Origin of the sequence: Citrobacter amalonaticus (assembly GCF_037053465.1) — a bacterium.
Taxonomy (GTDB): Bacteria; Pseudomonadota; Gammaproteobacteria; order Enterobacterales; family Enterobacteriaceae; genus Citrobacter_A; species Citrobacter_A amalonaticus_H.
The window spans coordinates 48,269-70,313 of record NZ_JBALIF010000007.1; the positions used below are offsets into that span (position 1 = coordinate 48,269).

At 52.1% G+C, this 22,045-nt stretch carries 20 protein-coding genes and 1 pseudogene; 17 read left to right on the forward strand and 4 right to left on the reverse strand.

All coding sequences use genetic code 11. The features are described 5' to 3' along the window. Window positions 1–78: 78 nt before the first annotated feature. Together miaE and rraB are read right to left on the reverse strand one after the other, a co-directional pair. Window positions 79–843 carry a tRNA isopentenyl-2-thiomethyl-A-37 hydroxylase MiaE gene (gene miaE, locus WB371_RS13305; protein WP_336220548.1) on the reverse strand — a complete coding sequence of 255 codons (765 nt, stop codon included), beginning with the start codon at window positions 841–843 and terminating at the stop codon, window positions 79–81. A 61-nt stretch (window positions 844–904) separates the two neighbouring features. Further along, complete coding sequence (rraB, locus tag WB371_RS13310; RefSeq protein ID WP_336220549.1) at window positions 905–1,321, reverse strand: ribonuclease E inhibitor RraB; 417 nt, start codon at window positions 1,319–1,321, stop codon at window positions 905–907. Between the two features lie 97 nt (window positions 1,322–1,418). Between rraB and argL the strand changes: the two genes are divergently transcribed. Next, on the forward strand, window positions 1,419–1,514 hold the full coding sequence (gene argL, locus WB371_RS23825) for a putative translational regulatory protein ArgL (RefSeq protein WP_420704052.1): 96 nt from the start codon (window positions 1,419–1,421) through the stop codon (window positions 1,512–1,514). After that, window positions 1,484–2,488, forward strand: a complete 1,005-nt coding sequence (argF, locus tag WB371_RS13315; protein ID WP_336220550.1) for an ornithine carbamoyltransferase — start codon at window positions 1,484–1,486, stop codon at window positions 2,486–2,488. The genes argL and argF (WB371_RS13315) overlap by 31 nt, the downstream gene beginning before the upstream one ends. 60 nt (window positions 2,489–2,548) lie before the next feature. Here the strand turns inward: argF (WB371_RS13315) and WB371_RS13320 are convergent, their stop codons facing one another. Further along, window positions 2,549–3,001: a YhcH/YjgK/YiaL family protein gene (locus WB371_RS13320; RefSeq protein WP_336220551.1), complete on the reverse strand. Its 453-nt coding sequence runs from the start codon at window positions 2,999–3,001 to the stop codon at window positions 2,549–2,551. 678 nt (window positions 3,002–3,679) lie between these two features. On the opposite strand from WB371_RS13320, the gene arcA reads away from it, so the two are divergent. The 15 genes and pseudogenes from arcA (at window position 3,680) to nrdG (ending at window position 20,069) form a co-directional block, all read left to right on the forward strand. Next, the gene (gene arcA / locus WB371_RS13325) at window positions 3,680–4,900 is read left to right on the forward strand and encodes an arginine deiminase (protein ID WP_336220552.1); all 1,221 of its coding nucleotides are present in this window, start codon (window positions 3,680–3,682) and stop codon (window positions 4,898–4,900) included. 9 nt (window positions 4,901–4,909) lie between these two features. Continuing rightward, a complete protein-coding gene (gene arcC / locus WB371_RS13330; protein WP_336220553.1) occupies window positions 4,910–5,836 on the forward strand; it encodes a carbamate kinase in 927 nt (308 codons plus the stop codon). Window positions 5,837–5,960: 124 nt separating this feature from the next. After that, window positions 5,961–6,965 carry an ornithine carbamoyltransferase gene (gene argF / locus WB371_RS13335; protein WP_336220554.1) on the forward strand — a complete coding sequence of 335 codons (1,005 nt, stop codon included), beginning with the start codon at window positions 5,961–5,963 and terminating at the stop codon, window positions 6,963–6,965. A 57-nt stretch (window positions 6,966–7,022) separates the two neighbouring features. Then, the gene (locus WB371_RS13340; protein ID WP_336220555.1) at window positions 7,023–8,426 is read left to right on the forward strand and encodes a YfcC family protein; all 1,404 of its coding nucleotides are present in this window, start codon (window positions 7,023–7,025) and stop codon (window positions 8,424–8,426) included. A gap of 29 nt (window positions 8,427–8,455) precedes the next feature. After that, window positions 8,456–8,935, forward strand: coding sequence for an arginine repressor (locus tag WB371_RS13345; protein WP_336220556.1), 480 nt, complete (start codon window positions 8,456–8,458; stop codon window positions 8,933–8,935). Between the two features lie 98 nt (window positions 8,936–9,033). After that, window positions 9,034–9,169, forward strand: a pseudogene (pyrL, locus tag WB371_RS13350) (pyr operon leader peptide). Window positions 9,170–9,171: 2 nt separating this feature from the next. Continuing rightward, window positions 9,172–10,107: an aspartate carbamoyltransferase gene (gene pyrB / locus WB371_RS13355; protein ID WP_336220557.1), complete on the forward strand. Its 936-nt coding sequence runs from the start codon at window positions 9,172–9,174 to the stop codon at window positions 10,105–10,107. Between the two features lie 14 nt (window positions 10,108–10,121). After that, entirely contained in the window at window positions 10,122–10,583 is a 462-nt protein-coding gene (pyrI, locus tag WB371_RS13360) for an aspartate carbamoyltransferase regulatory subunit (protein WP_042321682.1), read from the forward strand. Between the two features lie 76 nt (window positions 10,584–10,659). Continuing rightward, entirely contained in the window at window positions 10,660–11,046 is a 387-nt protein-coding gene (ridA, locus tag WB371_RS13365) for a 2-iminobutanoate/2-iminopropanoate deaminase (RefSeq protein WP_046094237.1), read from the forward strand. 297 nt (window positions 11,047–11,343) lie between these two features. Next, window positions 11,344–12,039, forward strand: a complete 696-nt coding sequence (locus tag WB371_RS13370; RefSeq protein ID WP_336220558.1) for a hypothetical protein — start codon at window positions 11,344–11,346, stop codon at window positions 12,037–12,039. Between the two features lie 684 nt (window positions 12,040–12,723). Continuing rightward, the gene (gene treR / locus WB371_RS13380) at window positions 12,724–13,671 is read left to right on the forward strand and encodes a trehalose operon repressor TreR (RefSeq protein WP_336220559.1); all 948 of its coding nucleotides are present in this window, start codon (window positions 12,724–12,726) and stop codon (window positions 13,669–13,671) included. Window positions 13,672–13,816: 145 nt separating this feature from the next. After that, complete coding sequence (gene treB / locus WB371_RS13385) at window positions 13,817–15,235, forward strand: PTS trehalose transporter subunit IIBC (RefSeq protein WP_336220737.1); 1,419 nt, start codon at window positions 13,817–13,819, stop codon at window positions 15,233–15,235. Between the two features lie 47 nt (window positions 15,236–15,282). Then, a complete protein-coding gene (treC, locus tag WB371_RS13390; protein ID WP_336220560.1) occupies window positions 15,283–16,938 on the forward strand; it encodes an alpha,alpha-phosphotrehalase in 1,656 nt (551 codons plus the stop codon). Window positions 16,939–17,343: 405 nt separating this feature from the next. Further along, entirely contained in the window at window positions 17,344–19,482 is a 2,139-nt protein-coding gene (nrdD, locus tag WB371_RS13395) for an anaerobic ribonucleoside-triphosphate reductase (protein ID WP_336220561.1), read from the forward strand. Window positions 19,483–19,604: 122 nt separating this feature from the next. Next, on the forward strand, window positions 19,605–20,069 hold the full coding sequence (gene nrdG / locus WB371_RS13400) for an anaerobic ribonucleoside-triphosphate reductase-activating protein (protein WP_336220562.1): 465 nt from the start codon (window positions 19,605–19,607) through the stop codon (window positions 20,067–20,069). Between the two features lie 48 nt (window positions 20,070–20,117). Here the strand turns inward: nrdG and WB371_RS13405 are convergent, their stop codons facing one another. Further along, window positions 20,118–22,028 (reverse strand): BglG family transcription antiterminator, encoded by a 1,911-nt coding sequence (locus WB371_RS13405; RefSeq protein ID WP_336220563.1) that lies wholly within the window; start codon window positions 22,026–22,028, stop codon window positions 20,118–20,120. Window positions 22,029–22,045 lie beyond the last annotated feature (17 nt).

Genomic DNA, 22,045 nt, shown 5'->3' on the forward strand with positions numbered 1-22,045 from the left:
TATTCCTTGCCTTAAAAGAGAAGCATTTTTCACGTCTCGCGGCACGATGTCACCCTGCGGGGAGCAGAACTACCGAAATTAAGAGGCGACAGGCACACCGCTGTGGAAACGAAACTCCGTGTCAGGGGTCGAGATCAGTGCCGCTTCCACTTCACCAAAATAGTATATGCGGGGAGAAATATCCTCTTGCGAGACCTGCTGAGCCAGTGACAGATAATCCTGGTAGTGACGCGCTTCGGAACGCAGCAACGAAAGGTAGAACGTTTGCAGAAAGTCGTCAAGAAATGGCGCCAGCGCCGCAAAACGCTCGCAAGAGCGCGCTTCGATATAGGCGCCGCAAATCAGTTTATCAATCAGCGTCAGCGGTTCATGTGTACGCACCGCTTTCAACATGCCCTTCGCGTAGCGACTGGCGGTGATCTTCACATAAGGAATATTTCTCGCCTGCATCGCTTCACGCACCTGCCAGAAGTGGTGTAGCTCTTCTTTAATCAGGCGAACCATGCTGTCGATCAACTGGCGCCCCCAGGGATCGTCCGTTTTTGGCATCACGCTTTTACCGATCTGTTTATGCAGCGCGAGAAAATCCGGCTCCGGTCCTTCCCGAAAAGCAAAGGCTTCATACGGTTGCAGCCAGGCAAGCAGCGCGTCCGCCCCCGGTTTATCGGCGACGTATTTACGCACCAGCAGCATCGCCGTTTGCGCCGCTTTCAGTTCGCATATCAGATGGTCGGTAAGCAGCAGAGGAAGATTTTGCGGATTGCGCGCCTCGTCAATCCAGGCCTGTGGCGTCGGACAGTGCAGAAAGTGGCGAACTGGGGAGAGAATTTGCGGGTAGTCCATGAGTAACCTGTCGAAAGAGTACGGCAGCAGGCGCTGCCGTACTCTTTAATGCCTTGTGATCTTAGTGGCGCACGCCGTCATCATCTTCATCGACGAAATCTTCGTCGTCACCTTCTTCGCCGTTCGGATCTTCAAAGTAAGTACCCCAGCCGTCGTAGTCGATTTCATATTTTTCTGCCAGGTTCATCAGTTGTTCCACCTGCGCATCGATAAGCTCGGCGTTCAGCGCACATTCACTGAGAATATCGCAGCAGATAACGGTGTCGCCTTCTTCCACTTCCAGCTCTTCCGGCTCGGTGACTTCATAGCCAAGTTTAAACGCTTCGACCGCCGCTTTTTCCAGGGTTTCAAAATCATCTGCGGAAAGGTGGTGCTCAATGGTGTACAGCGCGTCCGGATCGCTGCCATCATCCAGTAATTCTTCAATAATCAGGCGCGTTTCTTCACGCTGCTCTTCCAGTAGTTCCGGGTTTGCCATGGCTCGTTCCTCATAATGTCCTGCCGATACTCTTATTGTCACATACCGCCGTCATTGCCTCCACCTTTCCAGAAAAGATTTGTTAAACGGGTTGCAAATGCATAACCATCCATATAAATTGAATTTTAATTCAATACATGGCATTTGCCACAGGAGGGAACTATGTCAGGTTTTTATCAGAAGCACTTTTTGAAGTTACTCGATTTCACCTCTGCTGAACTCACCGCACTCGTCCAGCTCGCCGCGAAACTGAAAGCCGATAAGAAAAATGGCAAAGAAGAACAAAAGCTTACTGGCAAAAACATCGCGCTCATCTTCGAAAAAGACTCGACCCGCACACGATGCTCTTTCGAAGTTGCCGCTTACGACCAGGGCGCTCGCGTGACTTATCTCGGATCCAGCGGAAGCCAGATTGGGCATAAAGAGTCAATTAAAGACACCGCGCGAGTACTGGGCCGAATGTATGACGGCATTCAGTATCGCGGATATGGACAGGAGATCGTGGAGACGCTGGCGCAATACGCCGGTGTTCCGGTCTGGAACGGACTGACCGATGAGTTCCACCCAACCCAGTTGCTGGCTGACCTCCTGACGATGCAGGAGCATCTGCCGGGCAAAGCTTTTAATGAAATGACGCTGGTTTACGCGGGCGATGCGCGCAACAACATGGGTAACTCAATGCTGGAAGCCGCCGCGCTCACCGGACTGGATCTGCGTCTGGTGGCGCCAAAAGCCTGCTGGCCGGAGCCGTCGCTGGTTGCGGAATGCAGCGCAATGGCGAAGAAAAACGGCGGCAATATTACGCTCACTGAAGACATCGCTGCCGGAGTGAAAGGCGCAGACTTTATCTATACCGATGTCTGGGTGTCGATGGGGGAACCCAAAGAGAAGTGGGCTGAACGGATTGCCATGCTGCGTGACTATCAGGTCAATAGCCAGATGATGGCGCTTACCGGGAATCCGCAGGTGAAGTTCCTGCACTGTCTGCCTGCATTCCATGACGACCAGACCACGCTTGGCAAAAAGATGGCGGCGGAATTCGGTCTGCACGGCGGGATGGAAGTGACCGATGAGGTGTTTGAATCCCCGGCCAGCATTGTCTTCTCTCAGGCTGAGAACCGGATGCATACCATTAAAGCGGTAATGGTGGCGACGCTGTCTCAATAAGCTGTTGCCGAATAACAGCGACAGGCCGGGTAAGTCGCGCCATTACCCGGCACAAACGCATTAAGCCACCAGCAGTTTAACTACCGCTTTACGCACCTGCGCGGGCGCGCCGACGGCACACAGTGGTTTATGCACTTCCCCTGGATAAAAGACAACAAAGTCGCCTTCGTTGAGGATTACGGTTTTCTCCTGTTTACCTTCCGCTAAAAACGCGATGTCTTTATCGGCCAGCCAGTCTGTTTCCGGCGTCCCCGCAGGCAGCACGCTAAAGGTCATTCCTTCCTGCCCTTTTAACACAATCTGGATATCCAGATAGCGTGCGTGAAACTCCGCGCGACGCTTGTCGAACGGTTCAGTCATGTCTTCAGAAATCAGATAAAAAAGACGGCTGCCATCGATATCATGCCTGCCCTTTTCTGTCTGCTCAGTGACGTTAGCTTTAACATATTCAATCGCCTGGCGTAGCTCTTCCGGAAGCCAGGATTGCAGCTGGTGAATATTCCCTACAATCATCTCATACCTCACATTCAAAACAGCGTTTCATTTTTGAAATGTTATACGAGAAAAATTCCTGCAGCACCATCCCTATCGTGCGAAGTTTTGCGTCAGCGCATGTTTATCGCTGGAGTTGTTGAACGTCTGTTAACGCCAGGCAGTGATTTATGCATTTTTCATGCATAACTGGTAACCCGGTCACTAAGAAAATCAATTGAACTATTTGTTTTAAAAGGTGTTACAAGAAAAACACTTAGTCGATCACAATTCATTTCTCCAGTATAACGACCAGACAGCATCATAGTTATTGCGCAATTTCCTTTAAAGAAAAAATAATATAATTCGCTTTACGCATAGTTATGCATGTATTTATTTAAACTCAATGCAAATCAAAAAGTTATCATGAACATTCTATTTCCCACTGCCAACAAATAATTAACACAGCAGAATAATCAGCCCAATAACTGCGTAGTAATTCATTTTTAGTTTTATTGTTTTTATTATTTCTCAGACCTTCGTCATATATCAACCAACAAAAAATAAATATCCACATTGATGTGAAAGACATCACATTCCCTTTGAGGAATAAAATTAATGATGCCTTTCGAAAAATAGATAACACGTTATGGCTACGAGCAATTTCATTATTCGCAGCCACCTCCTTTTTATTTCTGAAAAAGAGTGAAAGGTATCGTAATGGAAAAACATTATGTCGGTTCCGAAATCGGTCAATTGCGTAGCGTAATGCTACACCGCCCTCATCTCAGCCTGAAACGCCTTACGCCATCTAACTGCCAGGAACTGCTGTTTGATGACGTACTGTCGGTAGAACGGGCGGGTGAAGAGCATGATATTTTCGCCAACACATTACGCCAGCAGGGTATTGAAGTCCTGTTACTGACTGATTTACTGACACAAACGCTTGATATCGCAGACGCCAAAAGCTGGCTTCTGGAAACACAAGTTTCGGATTACCGTCTGGGTCCAACTTTCGCGGCTGATATTCGCGGCTGGCTTGCGGATATGACACACCGGGATCTGGCCCGTCATTTAAGCGGTGGGCTGACCTACGGCGAAATTCCCGCTTCGATTAAAAATATGGTGGTTGATACTCACGATATTAATGACTTTATTATGAAGCCGCTGCCAAACCATTTATTTACCCGTGACACATCCTGCTGGATATATAACGGTGTCTCAATTAACCCTATGGCAAAAGCAGCTCGCCAGCGCGAGACCAATAATCTGCGCGCAATTTATCGCTGGCATCCACAATTTTCCGACGGCGAATTCATTAAATATTTCGGCGACGAAAATATTAATTATGACCACGCCACATTAGAAGGCGGCGACGTACTGGTGATCGGACGCGGTGCCGTACTGATAGGCATGTCCGAACGCACGACGCCGCAGGGCATCGAGTTTCTGGCCCAGTCGCTGTTTAAGCACCGTCAGGCCGAACGGGTAATCGCTGTTGAACTCCCTAAACACCGCTCCTGCATGCATCTCGATACCGTCATGACCCATATCGACATCGACACCTTCTCCGTCTACCCGGAAGTGGTTCGTCAGGACGTGCAGTGCTGGACCATTACGCCAGACGGACGCGGTGGCCTGAAGCGGACCGAAGAGAGCACGCTGGTTCACGCCATTGAGAAAGCGCTCGGCATCGATCAGGTGCGTTTGATCACCACTGGCGGCGACGCGTTTGAAGCCGAACGCGAGCAGTGGAACGACGCCAACAATGTGCTCACCCTGCGCCCCGGCGTGGTTGTCGGTTATGAGCGCAACATCTGGACCAACGAGAAATACGACAAAGCCGGCATCACCGTGCTCCCAATTCCCGGCGACGAACTGGGACGCGGGCGCGGCGGCGCACGCTGCATGAGTTGCCCACTGGAACGCGATGGCATTTAAGGACCCGACATGACTAACAAACCCACTCTGGTTGTCGCCCTGGGCGGCAACGCGCTGCTCAAGCGTGGCGAACCGCTTGAAGCCGACATTCAGCGTAAAAACATCGACCTGGCGGCGAAAACCATCGCACAGCTTACCGGACAGTGGCGTGTCGTGCTGGTGCATGGCAATGGGCCACAGGTGGGCCTGCTGGCTCTCCAGAACAGCGCCTATGACCGCGTCACGCCCTATCCGCTGGATATTCTCGGTGCGGAAAGCCAGGGAATGATCGGCTACATGCTGCAACAAGCGCTGAAGAATCAACTGCCACAGCGGGAAGTCAGCGTTCTGCTCACTCAGGTGGAAGTGGACGCCAGCGATCCCGCCTTTCGCAACCCAACCAAGTACATCGGTCCGGTTTATGAGAAGGCGCAAGCCCAGGCACTCCAGGCTGAAAAAGGCTGGGTTTTTAAGGCCGACGGCAACGCATTTCGCCGCGTGGTGCCCTCTCCCCAGCCTAAACGCATTGTGGAGAGCGACGCTATCCAGACGCTGATCGCCCGCGATCATCTGGTGATCTGCAACGGTGGCGGCGGTGTACCGGTCGTTGAGAAAGCGGACGGTTACCACGGACTCGAAGCGGTGATCGACAAAGACCTTTCCGCCGCTCTGCTCGCCAGCCAGATCCACGCTGATGCGCTGCTGATCCTCACCGATGCCGACGCGGTGTACCTCGACTGGGGCAAACCCACACAGCGGCCGCTGGCCCAGGTGACGCCGGAATTACTGAGTGAAATGCAGTTTGATGCCGGATCAATGGGGCCAAAAGTTCGGGCCTGTGCGGATTTTGTCAGCCGTTGCCGGGGGATTGCGGGCATCGGTTCACTGGCCGATGGTCCGGCCATTCTCACCGGTGATAAAGGCACCCTGATCCGGCGTGAAACCGCAGTCGCATAACCCTTTTTGCCTGATGGCACAACTCCGTAGGCCGGATAAGGCAACGCCGCCATCCGGCAGCGAGCCCCTGCCATTGCCTGATGGCATTGCGCTTATCAGGCCTACATCAACCAAGGATACATTGATGGCTATTTCACTGAAAAATCGCAATTTTCTCAAACTGCTCGATTTCACCCCGGCGGAGATCCAGTACCTGATCGATCTCGCCATTGAACTAAAAGCAGCTAAAAAAGCCGGACGCGAAAAGCAGATGCTGACCGGTAAAAACATCGCGCTGATCTTCGAAAAAACCTCCACCCGCACTCGCTGCGCTTTTGAGGTTGGCGCATTCGATCAGGGCGCGCAGGTGACCTATCTCGGCCCCAGCGGATCGCAGATTGGGCATAAAGAGTCAATGAAGGATACCGCCCGCGTGCTGGGGCGGATGTATGACGGTATCGAATATCGCGGGTTCGGCCAGCAGATTGTGGAAGAACTGGGCAAATACGCCGGAGTGCCGGTGTGGAACGGTCTGACAGATGAATTCCATCCCACGCAGATCCTCGCGGACCTGATGACCATGCTGGAACATTCCCCAGGAAAAACGCTGCCTGAACTGAGCTTCGCCTATCTTGGTGATGCGCGTAACAACATGGGCAACTCGCTGATGGTGGGTGCCGCAAAAATGGGCATGGATATTCGCCTGGTCGCGCCTAAATCTTTCTGGCCAGATGAAACCCTGGTGGCTCAGTGCCGCGCAATCGCCAGCACGACCGGAGCACGCATCACGCTTACGGACGATGTGGACGAAGGCGTCTACGACGTGGACTTTCTCTACACCGATGTCTGGGTCTCCATGGGCGAACCGAAAGAGGCCTGGGCTGAGCGCGTCAGCCTGATGACGCCTTATCAGATCAACCAGAAGGTCATCGACGCCACGGGCAACCCTGACGTGAAGTTCATGCACTGCCTGCCCGCCTTTCATAACGAGCACACCAAAGTCGGACGAGAAATCGAAGTCGCTTATGGCCTGAAAGGGCTGGAAGTGACCGAAGAGGTTTTCGAATCCGCGCACTCCATTGTGTTCGACGAAGCGGAAAACCGCATGCACACCATCAAAGCCGTCATGGTGGCAACGCTCGGGGACTAACCCTCACCGGGCATCGGTCGCTGGCGACAGGTGCCCGTGTTATCTGGAGAGAACAACATGGGCAAATTTAAATTTCCCACTGCGTATACCATCCTTTTTATTCTCATTGCCCTGGTCGCGTTGATGACGTGGATTATCCCCGCGGGCAAGTATGAAATGGCGATGAACCCAACGCTGGGTAAAGAGGTTCCCGTCGCAGGGACTTACGCCCCAACAAAGGCGCATCCACAGGGGATCACCGCCGTTTTGCTGGCCCCCATTGATGGGTTGTACAACCACGAAACCTACACCGCTGGTGCGATCGATGTGGCGCTGTTTGTTCTGATCATCGGTGGCTTTCTCGGCGTGGTGAACAAAACTGGCGCAATTGATGCCGGTATCGAGCGCGTTACGGTCAGGCTGAATGGCAAAGAGGAGTGGATGATCCCCATTCTGATGGCGCTCTTTGCCGCTGGTGGAACGATATACGGCATGGCGGAAGAGTCACTCCCATTTTACACGCTGCTGGTGCCCGTGATGATGGCGGCCCGGTTTGATCCACTGGTTGCCGCCGCCACCGTATTACTTGGCGCCGGGATTGGTACATTGGGTTCAACTATCAACCCGTTCGCAACGGTGATCGCCGCTAACGCCGCCGGGATCCCATTCACTCAGGGGATGCTGATGCGCATAGTGTTGTTGATTGTCGGCTACCTCATCTGTGTAGTTTGGGTCATGCGTTACGCCCGTAAAGTCCGCAGTCATCCGGAGTTATCGGTTGTGGCAGATAAAATGGCGGAAAACCGTGACTATTTTCTTGGCAACCGTTCCAGCACGATGCTTGCGTTCACCACGACACGGAAAGTAATCCTCCTGATCTTCGCCGCCTCTTTCGCCATCATGATCTACGGTGTGGCTGTTCGGGGGTGGTGGATGGCCGAAATCTCCGGTGTTTTCCTCGCAGCGGCGATCGTAGTGGGGCTAATTGCCCGAATGGGAGAAGAGGCATTTACCAGCACCTTTATTGATGGCGCACGCGATCTGCTCGGCGTGGCGTTAATCATCGGTATTGCTCGCGGCATTGTGGTAGTGATGGATAACGGTATGATTACCCATACCATTTTGCACAGTGCAGAGAATCTGGTCTCCGGTCTCTCAACCACTATTTTCATCAACGTCACATACTGGCTGGAAGTTCTGCTCTCCTTCCTGGTGCCCTCTTCATCCGGGCTGGCGGTATTGACGATGCCGATCATGGCGCCACTGGCGGATTTCGCCCATGTGCAAAGGGATCTGGTGGTTACAGCATATCAGTCTGCGTCCGGGATTGTGAATCTGGTTACCCCTACATCTGCGGTCGTCATGGGCGGCCTGGCGATTGCCCGAGTTCCTTATGTGCGTTATTTGAAGTGGGTCGCGCCGCTACTACTGATTCTGACAGTGCTTAACATGGTCGTTCTGAGCGCGGGCGCCATGCTGTAGCTTTCGAATGATAAGAAGAAGGTGCATTTATGAAGGAATACGATGATTACTCCGCCAAAGAGCAGCAACAACTGGCGGTCTGTCAGCGCCTGATTACCGAAAAAAGTTACCTGTCTCAGGAGGAGATACGTCGCGATCTCCAGGGATATGGCTTTGAAAGCATCAGTCAGTCCACGGTGTCGCGCCTGTTAAAAATGTTGGGCGTCATAAAAATTAGAAATACGAAAGGCCAAAAAATTTATTCCGTCAATCCGCAATTGCGCCCTGCACCCGATGCCGCCCGATCGATTGCGGAAATGGTGGTGAGTGTGGAGCACAACAGTGAATTTATCCTTATCCATACCGTTGCCGGATATGGCCGCGCCGTCGCCAGAATCCTGGATTACCACGCTCTACCGGAAATCCTGGGGGTGATAGCAGGTAGCAGTATTGTCTGGGTTGCACCACGGGTTGTTCAGCGTACCGGCCTTGTCCACAAACAGATTAATTACTTACTAAAAATGAATTAGTTTTCATTAAAACCGTTTGCGTTGAATAAAACAGGCATTTTTTGCTTGATCAACAAACGAAGCTGAGTATAATCGCGGACAATTTGCCGGGAGGAAGTATGGTCCAGTGTGTACGACATTCTGTCTTACCGCGTCTGAAAGCAGACGCAGGCCTGCCGTTTTTCTTTCCGTTGCTAACCTATTCCCAGCCCCTCAAATGAGGGGCTTTTTTTTTGCCCAGGCGTCAGGAGATAAACATGGCTAACCCGCTATATCAAAAACACATCATTTCCATAAACGACCTCAGTCGAGACGACCTTAATCTGGTGCTGGCGACAGCGGCGAAATTAAAAGCGAACCCGCAGCCGGAACTGCTCAAACATAAAGTGATCGCCAGTTGCTTCTTTGAAGCGTCGACCCGGACCCGCCTGTCGTTTGAAACCTCCATGCACCGCCTGGGTGCCAGCGTGGTTGGCTTTTCCGACAGCGCCAACACCTCGCTGGGAAAAAAAGGCGAAACGCTGGCAGATACCATTTCCGTCATCAGCACCTACGTTGACGCTATCGTGATGCGCCACCCACAGGAAGGTGCAGCGCGGCTGGCGACCGAATTCTCGGGTAACGTGCCGGTACTGAACGCCGGCGACGGTTCTAACCAGCACCCGACCCAGACGCTGCTGGATCTGTTTACCATTCAGGAAACGCAGGGGCGTCTGGATAACCTGCATGTGGCGATGGTCGGCGACCTGAAATATGGCCGTACCGTTCATTCGCTGACGCAGGCGCTGGCGAAATTTAACGGCAACCGTTTCTACTTTATCGCCCCGGACGCGCTGGCGATGCCGCAGTACATTCTCGATATGCTTGACGAAAAAGGCATTGCCTGGAGCCTGCACGCGTCTATCGAAGAGGTGATGGCGGAGGTGGATATTCTTTATATGACCCGCGTACAGAAAGAGCGCCTGGATCCGTCGGAATACGCCAACGTGAAGGCCCAGTTTGTCCTGCGCGCCAGCGACCTGGCCGGGGCCCGGGAAAACATGAAAGTGCTCCATCCGCTGCCGCGCATTGATGAAATTGACACTGATGTCGATAAAACGCCTCATGCCTGGTATTTTCAGCAGGCTGGCAACGGCATTTTCGCCCGCCAGGCGTTACTGGCACTGGTTCTGACACGCGATTTGGCACTGTAAGGGGAGAAAACAAAATGACACACGACAATAAACTACAGGTTGAAGCCATCAAATGCGGCACCGTAATCGACCACATTCCCGCGCAGATCGGTTTTAAATTGCTGACCCTGTTTAAACTGACCGAAACTGACCAGCGCATCACCATCGGCCTTAACCTGCCTTCTGGCGAAATGGGCCGCAAGGATCTGATCAAAATCGAGAATACGTTCCTGACGGCCGAACAGGTGAACCAGCTTTCGCTGTACGCGCCGCAGGCCACGGTCAACCGTATCGACAATTACGAAGTGGTGGGTAAATCGCGCCCCAGCCTGCCGGATCGCATCGACAGCGTACTGGTTTGCCCGAACAGTAACTGCATTAGCCATGCAGAGCCGGTTTCTTCCAGTTTTGCAGTGAAAAAGCGCGTAGATGACATTGCGCTCAAATGCAAATACTGTGAAAAAGAGTTTTCTCATTATGTGGTGCTGGCCAATTAATAGGGGTTGGTTATAAATTCCTGGCTACCTATAATACCTGGGAAAATTCTTTTACCGCTGTACTTCAGGAGAAATCATGAGCAAAACTATCGCGACGGAAAATGCACCCGCAGCTATCGGTCCATATGTTCAGGGCGTAGATCTGGGCAGCATGATCATCACTTCCGGCCAGATCCCGGTTGACCCAAAAACCGGTAGCGTTCCGGAAGATGTGTCTGCACAGGCGCGTCAGTCGCTGGAAAACGTAAAGGCTATCGTCGAAGCAGCAGGCCTGAAAGTAGGCGATATCGTGAAAACGACCGTATTTGTGAAAGATCTGAACGATTTCGCAACCGTCAACGCCACCTACGAAGCGTTCTTCACCGAGCACAACGCGACTTTCCCGGCGCGCTCCTGTGTCGAAGTCGCACGTCTGCCGAAAGATGTGAAGATTGAGATTGAAGCGATCGCCATTCGTCGCTAATTTATCAGTGCGTTAAAGTGAAAAGCCAGTCGAGCTAAAAGACTGGCTTTTTTATTATCTGAATAAGTTTTTTTTATCACGCATAGTGCATTTTAATAACAATATCTCCATAACATAATCATATTAATTTAAATCAGCAAAATATGCATTTGCTCTCGGCAAAATATGCACAGGTTGAAATATCTTTAGTGATGAGCGTCACAAATCCTACAGTATAATAATGCAAAATATTACTCACTCAACGCAAGACGAGTATTTAAATAATTTCCCAAACAATCCACAATCGAGTAATCTTGTATGAAAAGTAACAATTTAAATATCAATAATATTTCCACCCCTGTCGTTTTTTACGTTGAACCTAATGGTACAGGTGAATCTTTTTCAACCACGCAAAATATCGAAAACCTGTCAGGAACAGGATTCGAAAATAAATTTTCTTCGGTCCTCCTACCGCCTCAGACAAAAGTTATCATGTATAGCGAAGCTAATTTCTCCGGTAAAACATTAACTATCGGGAATGGCTCATCCTCATCATTACTTATTGATTTTAGCGAAACAATAGGGGCATTCCCTAGTAATATCCATACTGATTTCTCTTGGGGTGGGATTAACATGAATGACCAGTGTTATTCATTTGAGCTTTTTGAAAATATTAATGAACTCTGCGGATGCTCATTTTATGAGTTCAAACTTCAATATGATGGTTATGGAAACGAACCTGTTGTCCTTTATGATCATCAGTTCGGTGATACCTATCTGACCTATTTCTACGCCGATGATCCTAATTTTGGTCCTGAACACAATGACAGAACATCCTCACTTCTGGTTTTAGGAAATGAATATGCTTATCTTTATGAGGATAACTATTACGCTGGCGGTGTTAAAGCATTTGAAGGCACTGGTATAATTGATATTGCCAGGATTTATAATATTGATGGTGATGTATCCTGGCTTGATAATAGAGCCAGCGCTATTAAAGTAGGCACCAAATAATTACCCAGCAATATCTTTAAAATAGAAAGGCGCGGAACAGTCCTGGTATAATGCTCCAGGGCTGTTTCCGTCCTGTCGCCAGTTTTATAAGTGAAACAGGCATATTAATCCTTACATAACTCGAGTTAATTCAAATATTACTGCCAGCAGTAACGACGGCTATAAAAAACTGTCATTAACTGTGTTATCGTCATGTATCCCACCAGCAACGAGAAGTAGCTCAGCGGCAACACCTGCAGTCACAAATAGCTAGCCAGGGGCGAGAACGACTGTGCAATTCTCACCACCATTACCATGACGGATAATATTTTTAAGCATAGGCAGTCCTTCCGCACCAACAAAGCGGGCGCAGAAAAATTATTCAGGCGCGGCAAAGCCGCACCTGACGGGTCACATAATTTAAACAGGGACGTTAATGCGCCACGGTCTTACACCACCGGTAAGACAGCGAAAGGCTTACCGGAAAGAGAGGGTTCTCCGTTTCGGGAGAGGGGTAGGATCGGGATCCATAAAACATCCGGTAAGTGAATGATTTAAGCCACAGATCATGATATTCATGGCATGGATGACAGTATAATAACTGCCGGCGATTAGGCCGCGAATAAAGCAGACTTTGCCCATTGCGGTTTCAATAAGTAAAGTTACTCTCTTAACATCATTTATGGCACACCACGGGAAAACAGGATGCAAAATCGTCTGACAATCAAAGACATCGCCCGCTTAAGCGGCGTGGGAAAATCTACCGTTTCCCGCGTACTGAACAACGAAAGCGGCGTGAGTGATCGGACTCGCGAGCGCGTTGAAGCGGTGATGAATCAGCACGGTTTTTCTCCTTCTCGTTCTGCGCGCGCCATGCGTGGACAAAGCGATAAAGTGGTCGCAATTATTGTGACCCGTCTCGACTCCCTGTCAGAGAACCTTGCCGTACAGACGATGCTGCCGGTGTTTTATGAGCAGGGCTACGATCCCATCATGATGGAAAGCCAGTTTTCCCCGGATAAAGTGGAAGAGCACCTGGGCATGTTGAAACGCCGTAATATTGACGGCGTGGTGCTGTTTGGTTTTACCGGTATTACCAATGCAATGATTACCCCGTGGCAGGCATCGCTGGTGTTGCTGGCGCGGGATGCCAATGGCTTTGCCTCTGTCTGTTATGACGATGACGGGGCAATCAAGATCCTGATGCAGCGCCTCTACGATCGGGGACACCGGCATATCAGTTTCCTCGGCATACCGCACAGCGATGTCACGACCGGGAAGCGCCGCCATGATGCTTATCTCGCCTTTTGCAAACAGCACAAGTTACATCCCGTTGCAGCCCTGCCAGGCCTGGCGATGAAGCAAGGCTATGAATATGCTCCCAGTGTGATTACACCGGAAACCAGCGCGCTGGTCTGCGCTACCGATACCCTTGCCCTCGGTGCCAGTAAGTATTTACAGGAACAGCGGATCGGCAATCTTCAACTCGCCAGTGTGGGCAACACGCCGCTGATGAAGTTCCTGCATCCCGAGATAGTCACCGTAGATCCCGGTTACGCCGAAGCCGGACGCCAGGCGGCTTCGCAGCTGATCGAGCAGATCAACGGACGTAGCGAACTACGCCAGATCGTCATTCCTTCCACGCTTTCCTGAGCTTTATCTGATCGCTTTCTGAACGATAATTTGTGATCTTCGCTGCGTTTCGGGAACGTTCCCGTTTTTAAATTTTCATTGCAGAGATACTCTGTCGCCATTCCAGTAACACCCTTTTTCACAGTCATCGCCATGAGGCTTCATGATGAGCAAAGTAAAACAAGCGGATATTGATCGGCTGATAGAGTTGGTAGGCGGGCGCGAGAATATCGCCACGGTGAGTCACTGTATTACGCGCCTGCGCTTTGTGCTGAATCAGCCAGCCAATGCCAGACCGAAAGAAATCGAAGAATTACCAATGGTTAAAGGCTGCTTCACCAACGCGGGTCAATTCCAGGTGGTGATTGGCACAGAGGTTGGTGATTATTATAACGCGCTGCTGGCGACCACCGGCCAGGCGCACGCCGATAAAGAGCAGGCGAAAAAAGCGGCTCGCCAGAACATGAAATGGCATGAGCAGCTCATCTCCCATTTCGCGGAGATCTTTTTCCCGCTCCTGCCCGCGCTGATCAGTGGAGGCTTGATCCTGGGCTTTCGCAATGTGATTGGCGACTTGCCAATGAGCAACGGCCAGACGCTGGCGCAAATGTATCCGGCATTGAAAACAATCTATGACTTCCTGTGGCTGATAGGTGAAGCCATCTTCTTCTATCTGCCGGTCGGCATCTGCTGGTCTGCGGTGAAGAAAATGGGCGGCACGCCGATCCTCGGTATCGTGCTTGGCGTCACGCTGGTCTCCCCACAATTAATGAACGCCTATCTGCTGGGGCAGCAGGTACCGGAAGTGTGGAACTTTGGTCTGTTCAGCATCGCCAAAGTGGGCTATCAGGCACAGGTGATCCCGGCGCTGCTGGCGGGTCTGGCATTGGGCTTTATTGAAACGCGCCTGAAACGCATTGTGCCGGATTACCTGTACCTCGTGGTGGTTCCGGTGTGTTCATTGATTCTCGCTGTCTTCCTCGCTCATGCGCTGATCGGACCGTTTGGCCGTATGATTGGCGACGGCGTGGCGTTTGCAGTTCGACATTTGATGACCGGGAGCTTCGCCCCTGTTGGCGCGGCGTTGTTCGGCTTCCTGTATGCGCCGCTGGTGATCACCGGCGTTCATCAGACCACACTCGCCATCGACATGCAGATGATCCAGAGCATGGGCGGGACACCGGTCTGGCCGCTGATTGCGCTTTCCAATATCGCCCAGGCGTCTGCGGTCGTGGGTATTATTATCTCCAGCCGTAAACATAACGAGCGTGAAATCTCCGTACCTGCTGCGATCTCTGCCTATCTGGGTGTCACTGAACCGGCCATGTACGGTATCAACCTGAAATACCGGTTCCCGATGCTCTGCGCGATGATTGGTTCCGGCCTTGCCGGTCTGCTTTGCGGCCTGTACGGCGTGATGGCGAACGGGATCGGCGTCGGCGGCTTACCGGGTATCCTCTCGATTCAACCGACTTACTGGCAGGTTTACGCCGTTGCAATGGTCATCGCCATTGTCATCCCGATTATTCTGACTTCGTTTGTTTATCAGCGTAAGTACCGCCAGGGCACATTACAGATTGTCTGACTTTCTTTGGGGCGCACTTGCGCCCCTCGCATAACCAGGAATTAACTATGAATCCCTTTCCCCACTGGTGGCAAAACGGCGTCATCTACCAGATCTATCCCAAGAGTTTTCAGGATACGACCGGCAGCGGCACCGGTGATTTACGCGGCATAACGCAACGCCTCGACTATTTGCAAAAGCTGGGAGTCGATGCCCTGTGGCTAACACCGTTCTATATCTCACCGCAGGTGGATAACGGCTACGATGTCGCTAATTACACCGCCATCGACCCCGCTTATGGGACGCTGGATGACTTCGACGAACTGGTCGCACAGGCAAAAGCCCGCGGTATTCGCATCATTCTTGATATGGTGTTTAACCACACCTCCACGCAGCACGCCTGGTTTCGCGAAGCGCTTGATAAAGAGAGTCCATACCGCGAATTTTACCTCTGGCGCGATGGCACGCCAGACACGCCGCCCAATAACTGGCGTTCCAAGTTTGGCGGCAATGCCTGGCAATGGCATGCGCAAAGCGAGCAGTATTATCTGCACCTTTTCGCGCCGGAACAGGCCGATCTGAACTGGGAAAATCCGGCCGTTCGCGCTGAACTGAAGAAAGTCTGTGAATTCTGGGCCGATCGTGGTGTGGACGGTCTGCGCCTGGACGTCGTCAACCTGATCTCCAAAGATCAGAACTTCCCCAACGACCTGGACGGAGACGGTCGCCGTTTCTACACCGATGGGCCGCGCGCGCATGAATTTCTGCACGAGATGAACCGGGACGTCTTCACGCCGCGCAAACTGATGACCGTCGGCGAGATGTCCTCCACCACGCTGGAACATTGCCAGCGTTACGCCGCACTGGACGGCAGCGAACTGTCGATGACGTTTAACTTTCACCATCTGAAGGTGGATTATCCTGGCGGTGAGAAATGGACGCTGGCGCAGCCTGATTTTGTCGCGCTGAAAACCCTGTTCCGCCACTGGCAGCAAGGAATGCACAATATCGCGTGGAATGCGTTGTTCTGGTGTAACCACGATCAGCCGCGCATCGTGTCACGCTTTGGTGACGAAGGGGAATATCGGGTGCCGGCAGCGAAAATGCTGGCGATGGTGCTGCACGGCATGCAGGGGACACCCTACATTTATCAGGGCGAAGAGATCGGGATGACCAATCCGCACTTCGCCCGGATTACCGATTATCGCGATGTGGAAAGCCATAATATGTTCGCGGCGTTGCGGGCTGAAGGGCGCGATGCTGATGAACTGTTGGCAATTCTCGCCAGTAAATCACGGGATAACAGTCGCACCCCCATGCAGTGGGACAGCGGTAAAAATGCCGGGTTCAGCGACGGAGAACCGTGGATAAACCTCTGCGATAACGCGGCTGACATCAACGTCGCTGCCGCGCTGGGCGATCATGATTCGGTGTTTTACACCTATCAACGTCTGATTGCGCTACGCAAATCCGAACCAGTGCTGACCTGGGGAGATTATCAGGATCTGCTGGCGGAGAGTCCGCATATCTGGTGTTATCGCCGGGAATGGCAGGGACAGACTCTGCTGGTGGTTGCCAACCTGAGCGGCGAATGCCAGGCGTGGCATCCGGAGCTGTGTCGCGGCAAGTGGCACTTGTTGATGCACAACTACAGTGAAGTCTCGCCACAGCCAACAGCAATGACGCTGCGCCCTTATGAAGCTATCTGGTGGTTGCAAAAATAGCACGTTGTACATTTTTCGCCCGGAGTCTGGATGATTTCCGGGCGAATTGATCTGCTCTATTTAGATTGCTGTTTTTGTTGAATAATTAATCAGAATTTTCTCTAAAAATTTACACACGCTAAAGTGCCCGCCATCTGTACGCTCTGGTTTTTACTTTGCGCTACATCAATAAAATCGTAAACACTTTTGATGCAAATCACTATATATAGAACTTAAAATGCAGGCCGACCCAATATGTTGTATTAATCAACTACAATTGCTACAACAACAACACCCCTGAAACGGTGTAATTGTGGATAACGTGGGTCTGGATTGCGGGAAGTCATTGGCAAGATAGACGAATAAATCAATGTTCGCTTCCCCAGCCTCTGTGGATAACCTGTTTTTACATATTATGGAGTGATCATGACACCGCATGTGATGAAACGAGATGGCTGTAAAGTGCCGTTTAAATCAGAGCGCATCAAAGAAGCCATTCTGCGTGCAGCTAAAGCAGCGGGAGTCGATGACGCAGATTACTGCGCCACCGTCGCAGAAGTCGTTAGCAGCCAGATGAATGAACGCAGTCAGGTCGATATTAATGAGATCCAGACTGCGGTTGAAAACCAGTTGATGTCGGGTCCTTATAAGCAGCTCGCGCGCGCCTATATCGAGTATCGCCATGACCGTGATATTCAGCGCGAGAAGCGTGGCCGCCTGAACCAGGAAATTCGTGGTCTGGTGGAACAAACCAACTCCGCACTGCTCAACGAAAACGCCAACAAAGACAGTAAAGTGATCCCAACCCAGCGCGATTTGCTGGCTGGTATCGTAGCGAAACACTACGCCCGCCAGCATCTGCTGCCGCGTGATGTGGTGCAGGCGCACGAGCGTGGCGATATTCACTACCACGATCTCGACTATTCCCCGTTCTTCCCGATGTTCAACTGTATGCTGATCGACCTGAAAGGCATGTTGACGCAAGGGTTTAAGATGGGTAACGCCGAGATTGAACCGCCGAAGTCGATCTCTACCGCCACCGCAGTTACCGCACAGATTATCGCGCAGGTCGCCAGCCATATTTACGGCGGCACCACTATTAACCGTATTGATGAAGTGCTGGCGCCGTTCGTTACCGCCAGCTTCAAAAAACACCGTAAAACCGCCGAAGAGTGGCAGATACCGGACGCCGATGGCTACGCGCTTTCCCGGACGGAGAAAGAGTGTTATGACGCCTTCCAGTCTCTGGAATATGAAGTCAACACGCTGCACACCGCTAATGGCCAGACACCGTTCGTCACCTTTGGTTTCGGTCTGGGAACCAGTTGGGAATCGCGCCTGATTCAGCAGTCTATTCTGCGCAACCGTATTGCCGGACTGGGCAAAAATCGCAAAACCGCCGTGTTCCCGAAACTGGTGTTTGCTATTCGCGACGGCCTGAACCATAAGTTTGGCGATCCGAATTACGACATCAAGCAACTGGCGCTGGAGTGCGCGAGCAAGCGCATGTATCCGGACATTCTGAACTACGATCAGGTCGTGAAAGTGACCGGCTCGTTCAAAACCCCGATGGGCTGCCGCAGCTTCCTCGGCGTGTGGGAAAATGAGAACGGCGAGCAGGTTCATGATGGCCGTAACAACCTCGGCGTAATCAGCCTTAACCTGCCGCGCATCGCGCTGGAAGCGGGTGGCGACGAAGCCACATTCTGGAAACTGCTGGACGATCGTCTGGTGCTGGCGCGTAAAGCACTGATGACCCGTATCGCCCGTCTGGAAGGGGTTAAAGCGCGCGTCGCGCCTATTCTGTACATGGAAGGCGCCTGCGGTGTGCGTCTGAAAGCAGATGATGATGTGTCGGAGATCTTCAAAAACGGTCGTGCGTCCATTTCTCTGGGCTATATCGGTATCCACGAAACCATCAACGCCCTGTTTGGCAATCAGCATCTTTATGACAGCGAGCAGCTTCGCGCGAAAGGCATCGCTATCGTTGAGCGTCTGCGTCAGGCCGTCGATCGGTGGAAAGAGGAAACCGGCTACGGCTTCAGTCTGTACAGCACGCCGAGTGAAAACCTGTGCGACCGCTTCTGCCGTCTGGATACCGCTGAGTTTGGCGTCGTGCCAGGCGTCACCGATAAGGGGTACTACACCAACAGCTTCCACCTCGACGTGGAGAAGAAGGTGAACCCGTACGACAAAATCGATTTCGAAGCGCCGTATCCGCCGCTGGCGAGCGGTGGCTTCATTTGCTATGGCGAATATCCGAACATTCAGCACAACCTGAAAGCGCTGGAAGATGTCTGGGACTACAGCTATCAGCACGTGCCGTATTACGGTACCAACACGCCAATCGATGAATGCTACGAGTGCGGCTTTACCGGTGAGTTCGAATGCACCAGCAAAGGCTTCACCTGTCCGAAATGCGGTAATCACGACGCGGCGCGCGTGTCCGTCACCCGCCGTGTTTGCGGCTATCTGGGCAGCCCGGATGCGCGTCCGTTTAACGCCGGGAAACAAGAAGAAGTGAAGCGTCGCGTTAAGCATTTAGGGAATGGGCAGATCGGCTAATCGTCTGTTTGCAAAAGTCGTAGGCCTGATAAGACGCAATCGCGTCACCATCAGGCACCACAATGTTGCCGGATGGCGGTGCAAGCACCTTATCCGGCCTACATTCTTTCTGGACATCCTCTATGCAATACCATCAGTATTACCCCGTCGACATCGTCAACGGCCCCGGTACACGCTGCACCCTGTTTGTCTCAGGGTGTGTGCATGAGTGCCCCGGCTGCTATAACAAAAGCACCTGGCGGCTGAATTCGGGGCAGCCGTTCACAAAAGAGATGGAAGACCGGATCATTAACGATCTCAACGACACGCGTATCCATCGTCAGGGCATTTCCCTTTCCGGTGGCGATCCACTCCATCCACAAAACGTTCCGGATATTTTGAAGCTGGTGCAACGCATTCGCGCTGAATGTGCGGGTAAAGATATCTGGGTGTGGACCGGCTATACCTTAGATGAACTCAACGCCGCGCAAATGCAGGTGGTGGATCTCATTAATGTATTAGTCGACGGTAAGTTTGTGCAGGATCTGAAAGACCCGGCGCTGATCTGGCGCGGCAGCAGCAACCAGGTTGTTCACCATTTGCGATAAGTACTATGGCGGGCTGCATCTGCTCTCCGCCCTTCAAATACGTATGACTCAAAAACGACTCACGCACTCCATCGCGACAGCTTTAAACTCAGCAAAATTCTGGCTGGCGCACAGTCGTGACATGGCGCGTTCACGCAGGAACGTCACAAAGATATCGTAGATGGCCATTGCCTCTTCATACTCGCTTTTACTGATGGCGAGTAAAAAGATCACATGTGCGGTTTCATCGCCCCAGGCGATACCCTGAGGAGCCAGTACCGTATAGACCACCGTTTTTTTCGCCAGCAGTCCGAGGGCATGCGGCAACGCGATGCTGTCGCCGAGCATGGTGCTGACAATCGCCTCACGCTCCACCACCGAGTCGAGGAATTCAGCGTCAACAAACCCTTCACTTTGCAACTGGTCGCATAGCGTTTTAAACAGCGTCTCACGTTCCATTTCCCCCTCAATGATGCGGAAATGGGCAGCATCGAAATATTTATTCAGCATCCACGGACGAGTTCTGTCCACCAGCACCAGTTTACCGATCTGCTCAAGCTGATAGTCGGTGGGAAATGGTGCAATCTGCACGACCGGTTTGTCTTTTTCACCAATCCGCGCGGTAGAAATGACGAAGTCTTCAGCAATGCTCTCCCGCTGCTCGTAATCGCGCAGGGTCAGCGTATTTACAATCTCAATCTGCGGGTATTTGCGCGCCAGAACGGCTTCAATCATCCGCACCATCGCATTTCCCGCATCACAAACCAGCAGGACTTTGGGCTGCCGCTGGTAGCCGATGTTGTAACTACGCTCAAGCCCAACGCCGATGTGCAACACCAGAAAACCGATCTCGTTTTCGCTGATGGCGTAAGGGGTATATTTGCCCCAACTGGAGACCGCCGCCAGCGTCATGTCCCATGCCATTGGATAATGCTGCTTAATGTTCTCCAGCAGCGGGTTTGGGATCATGATCTGATAGCGCACCCGGGTGATCATCGTTTTGATATGGGTAAGCAGATCGGCATGAAGCTGCTTATCATTCAGCAGGTTATAGTTGTACTGCATATTGATAAATCGCAGGATGTAATTGACCAGCGCTTCCTCGTCATCGGCATTGATTGCGCTGGGAGCGATCTCCTGTACCTGCCGCGCCGCGATATGGACTTTTAGCCAGTTCTCTTCCGACGCGGAAAGCGGATGATTGGCCAGGTGCTGGATCACTCCGGCAATTTCACGTGCCGCCAGGCACACGTTTTCTTCCACCTCTTCGTTGGCAAATTCCGACAACGGAAACCCTTCGCTGATACGGCGCACCGCAACCGCACAATAGAGGCGCAAGAATAGCTCCCCCTCGTCAGTCAGACGAATATGGAAGCGGTTGAAAATCTCTTCCAGAATCGGCTGAAGCTGCGACGGAACCCCGGCATACAGCGCTTCTTCAGTCACCAGCGGATTTGCAGGATCCTGTTGCACCAGCGTCCACAGCAGATCGGTCAGACAGGCGCGAATCGCCATTTCGCTGCCGAACAGTTTCATGCCATGTCGCGGACGCGTTTCCAGAGTCAGGTGATAGCGCTGCAACCATTCACGCACTTCCGCCATGTCGTTTTGCAACGTCGCCCGACTGACAAACCATTCATCAGCTAAATCTTCGAGTTTGAGCGAAAAGGCCGAGGTCAGAAAGCGCACCATCAGATAGTTCACGCGCTCCTGGCTGGTTCGCGGAATGCGTAGCGCGCTGGGCTGTAGTGATTGTAGTGTCTGGTAGCTTGCCGGGTCATCGATTCTGAGCTGATAACCGTTGCCCCGGCTGAGGATAAACTGCGCGCCGTGCTGAGTCAGCAAGGCGTTGAGCGCAGTGATATCGGCACGAACAGTACGCGTGGAGACCGACAACCGCTGCGCCAGTTCGTCCTGCGGCAGCGTCTCGTTTTGCAACATAGAAAACAGTTGCGCCAAACGTTGGTTGGGGAATCGCACGTTACTCTCCTCGTTTT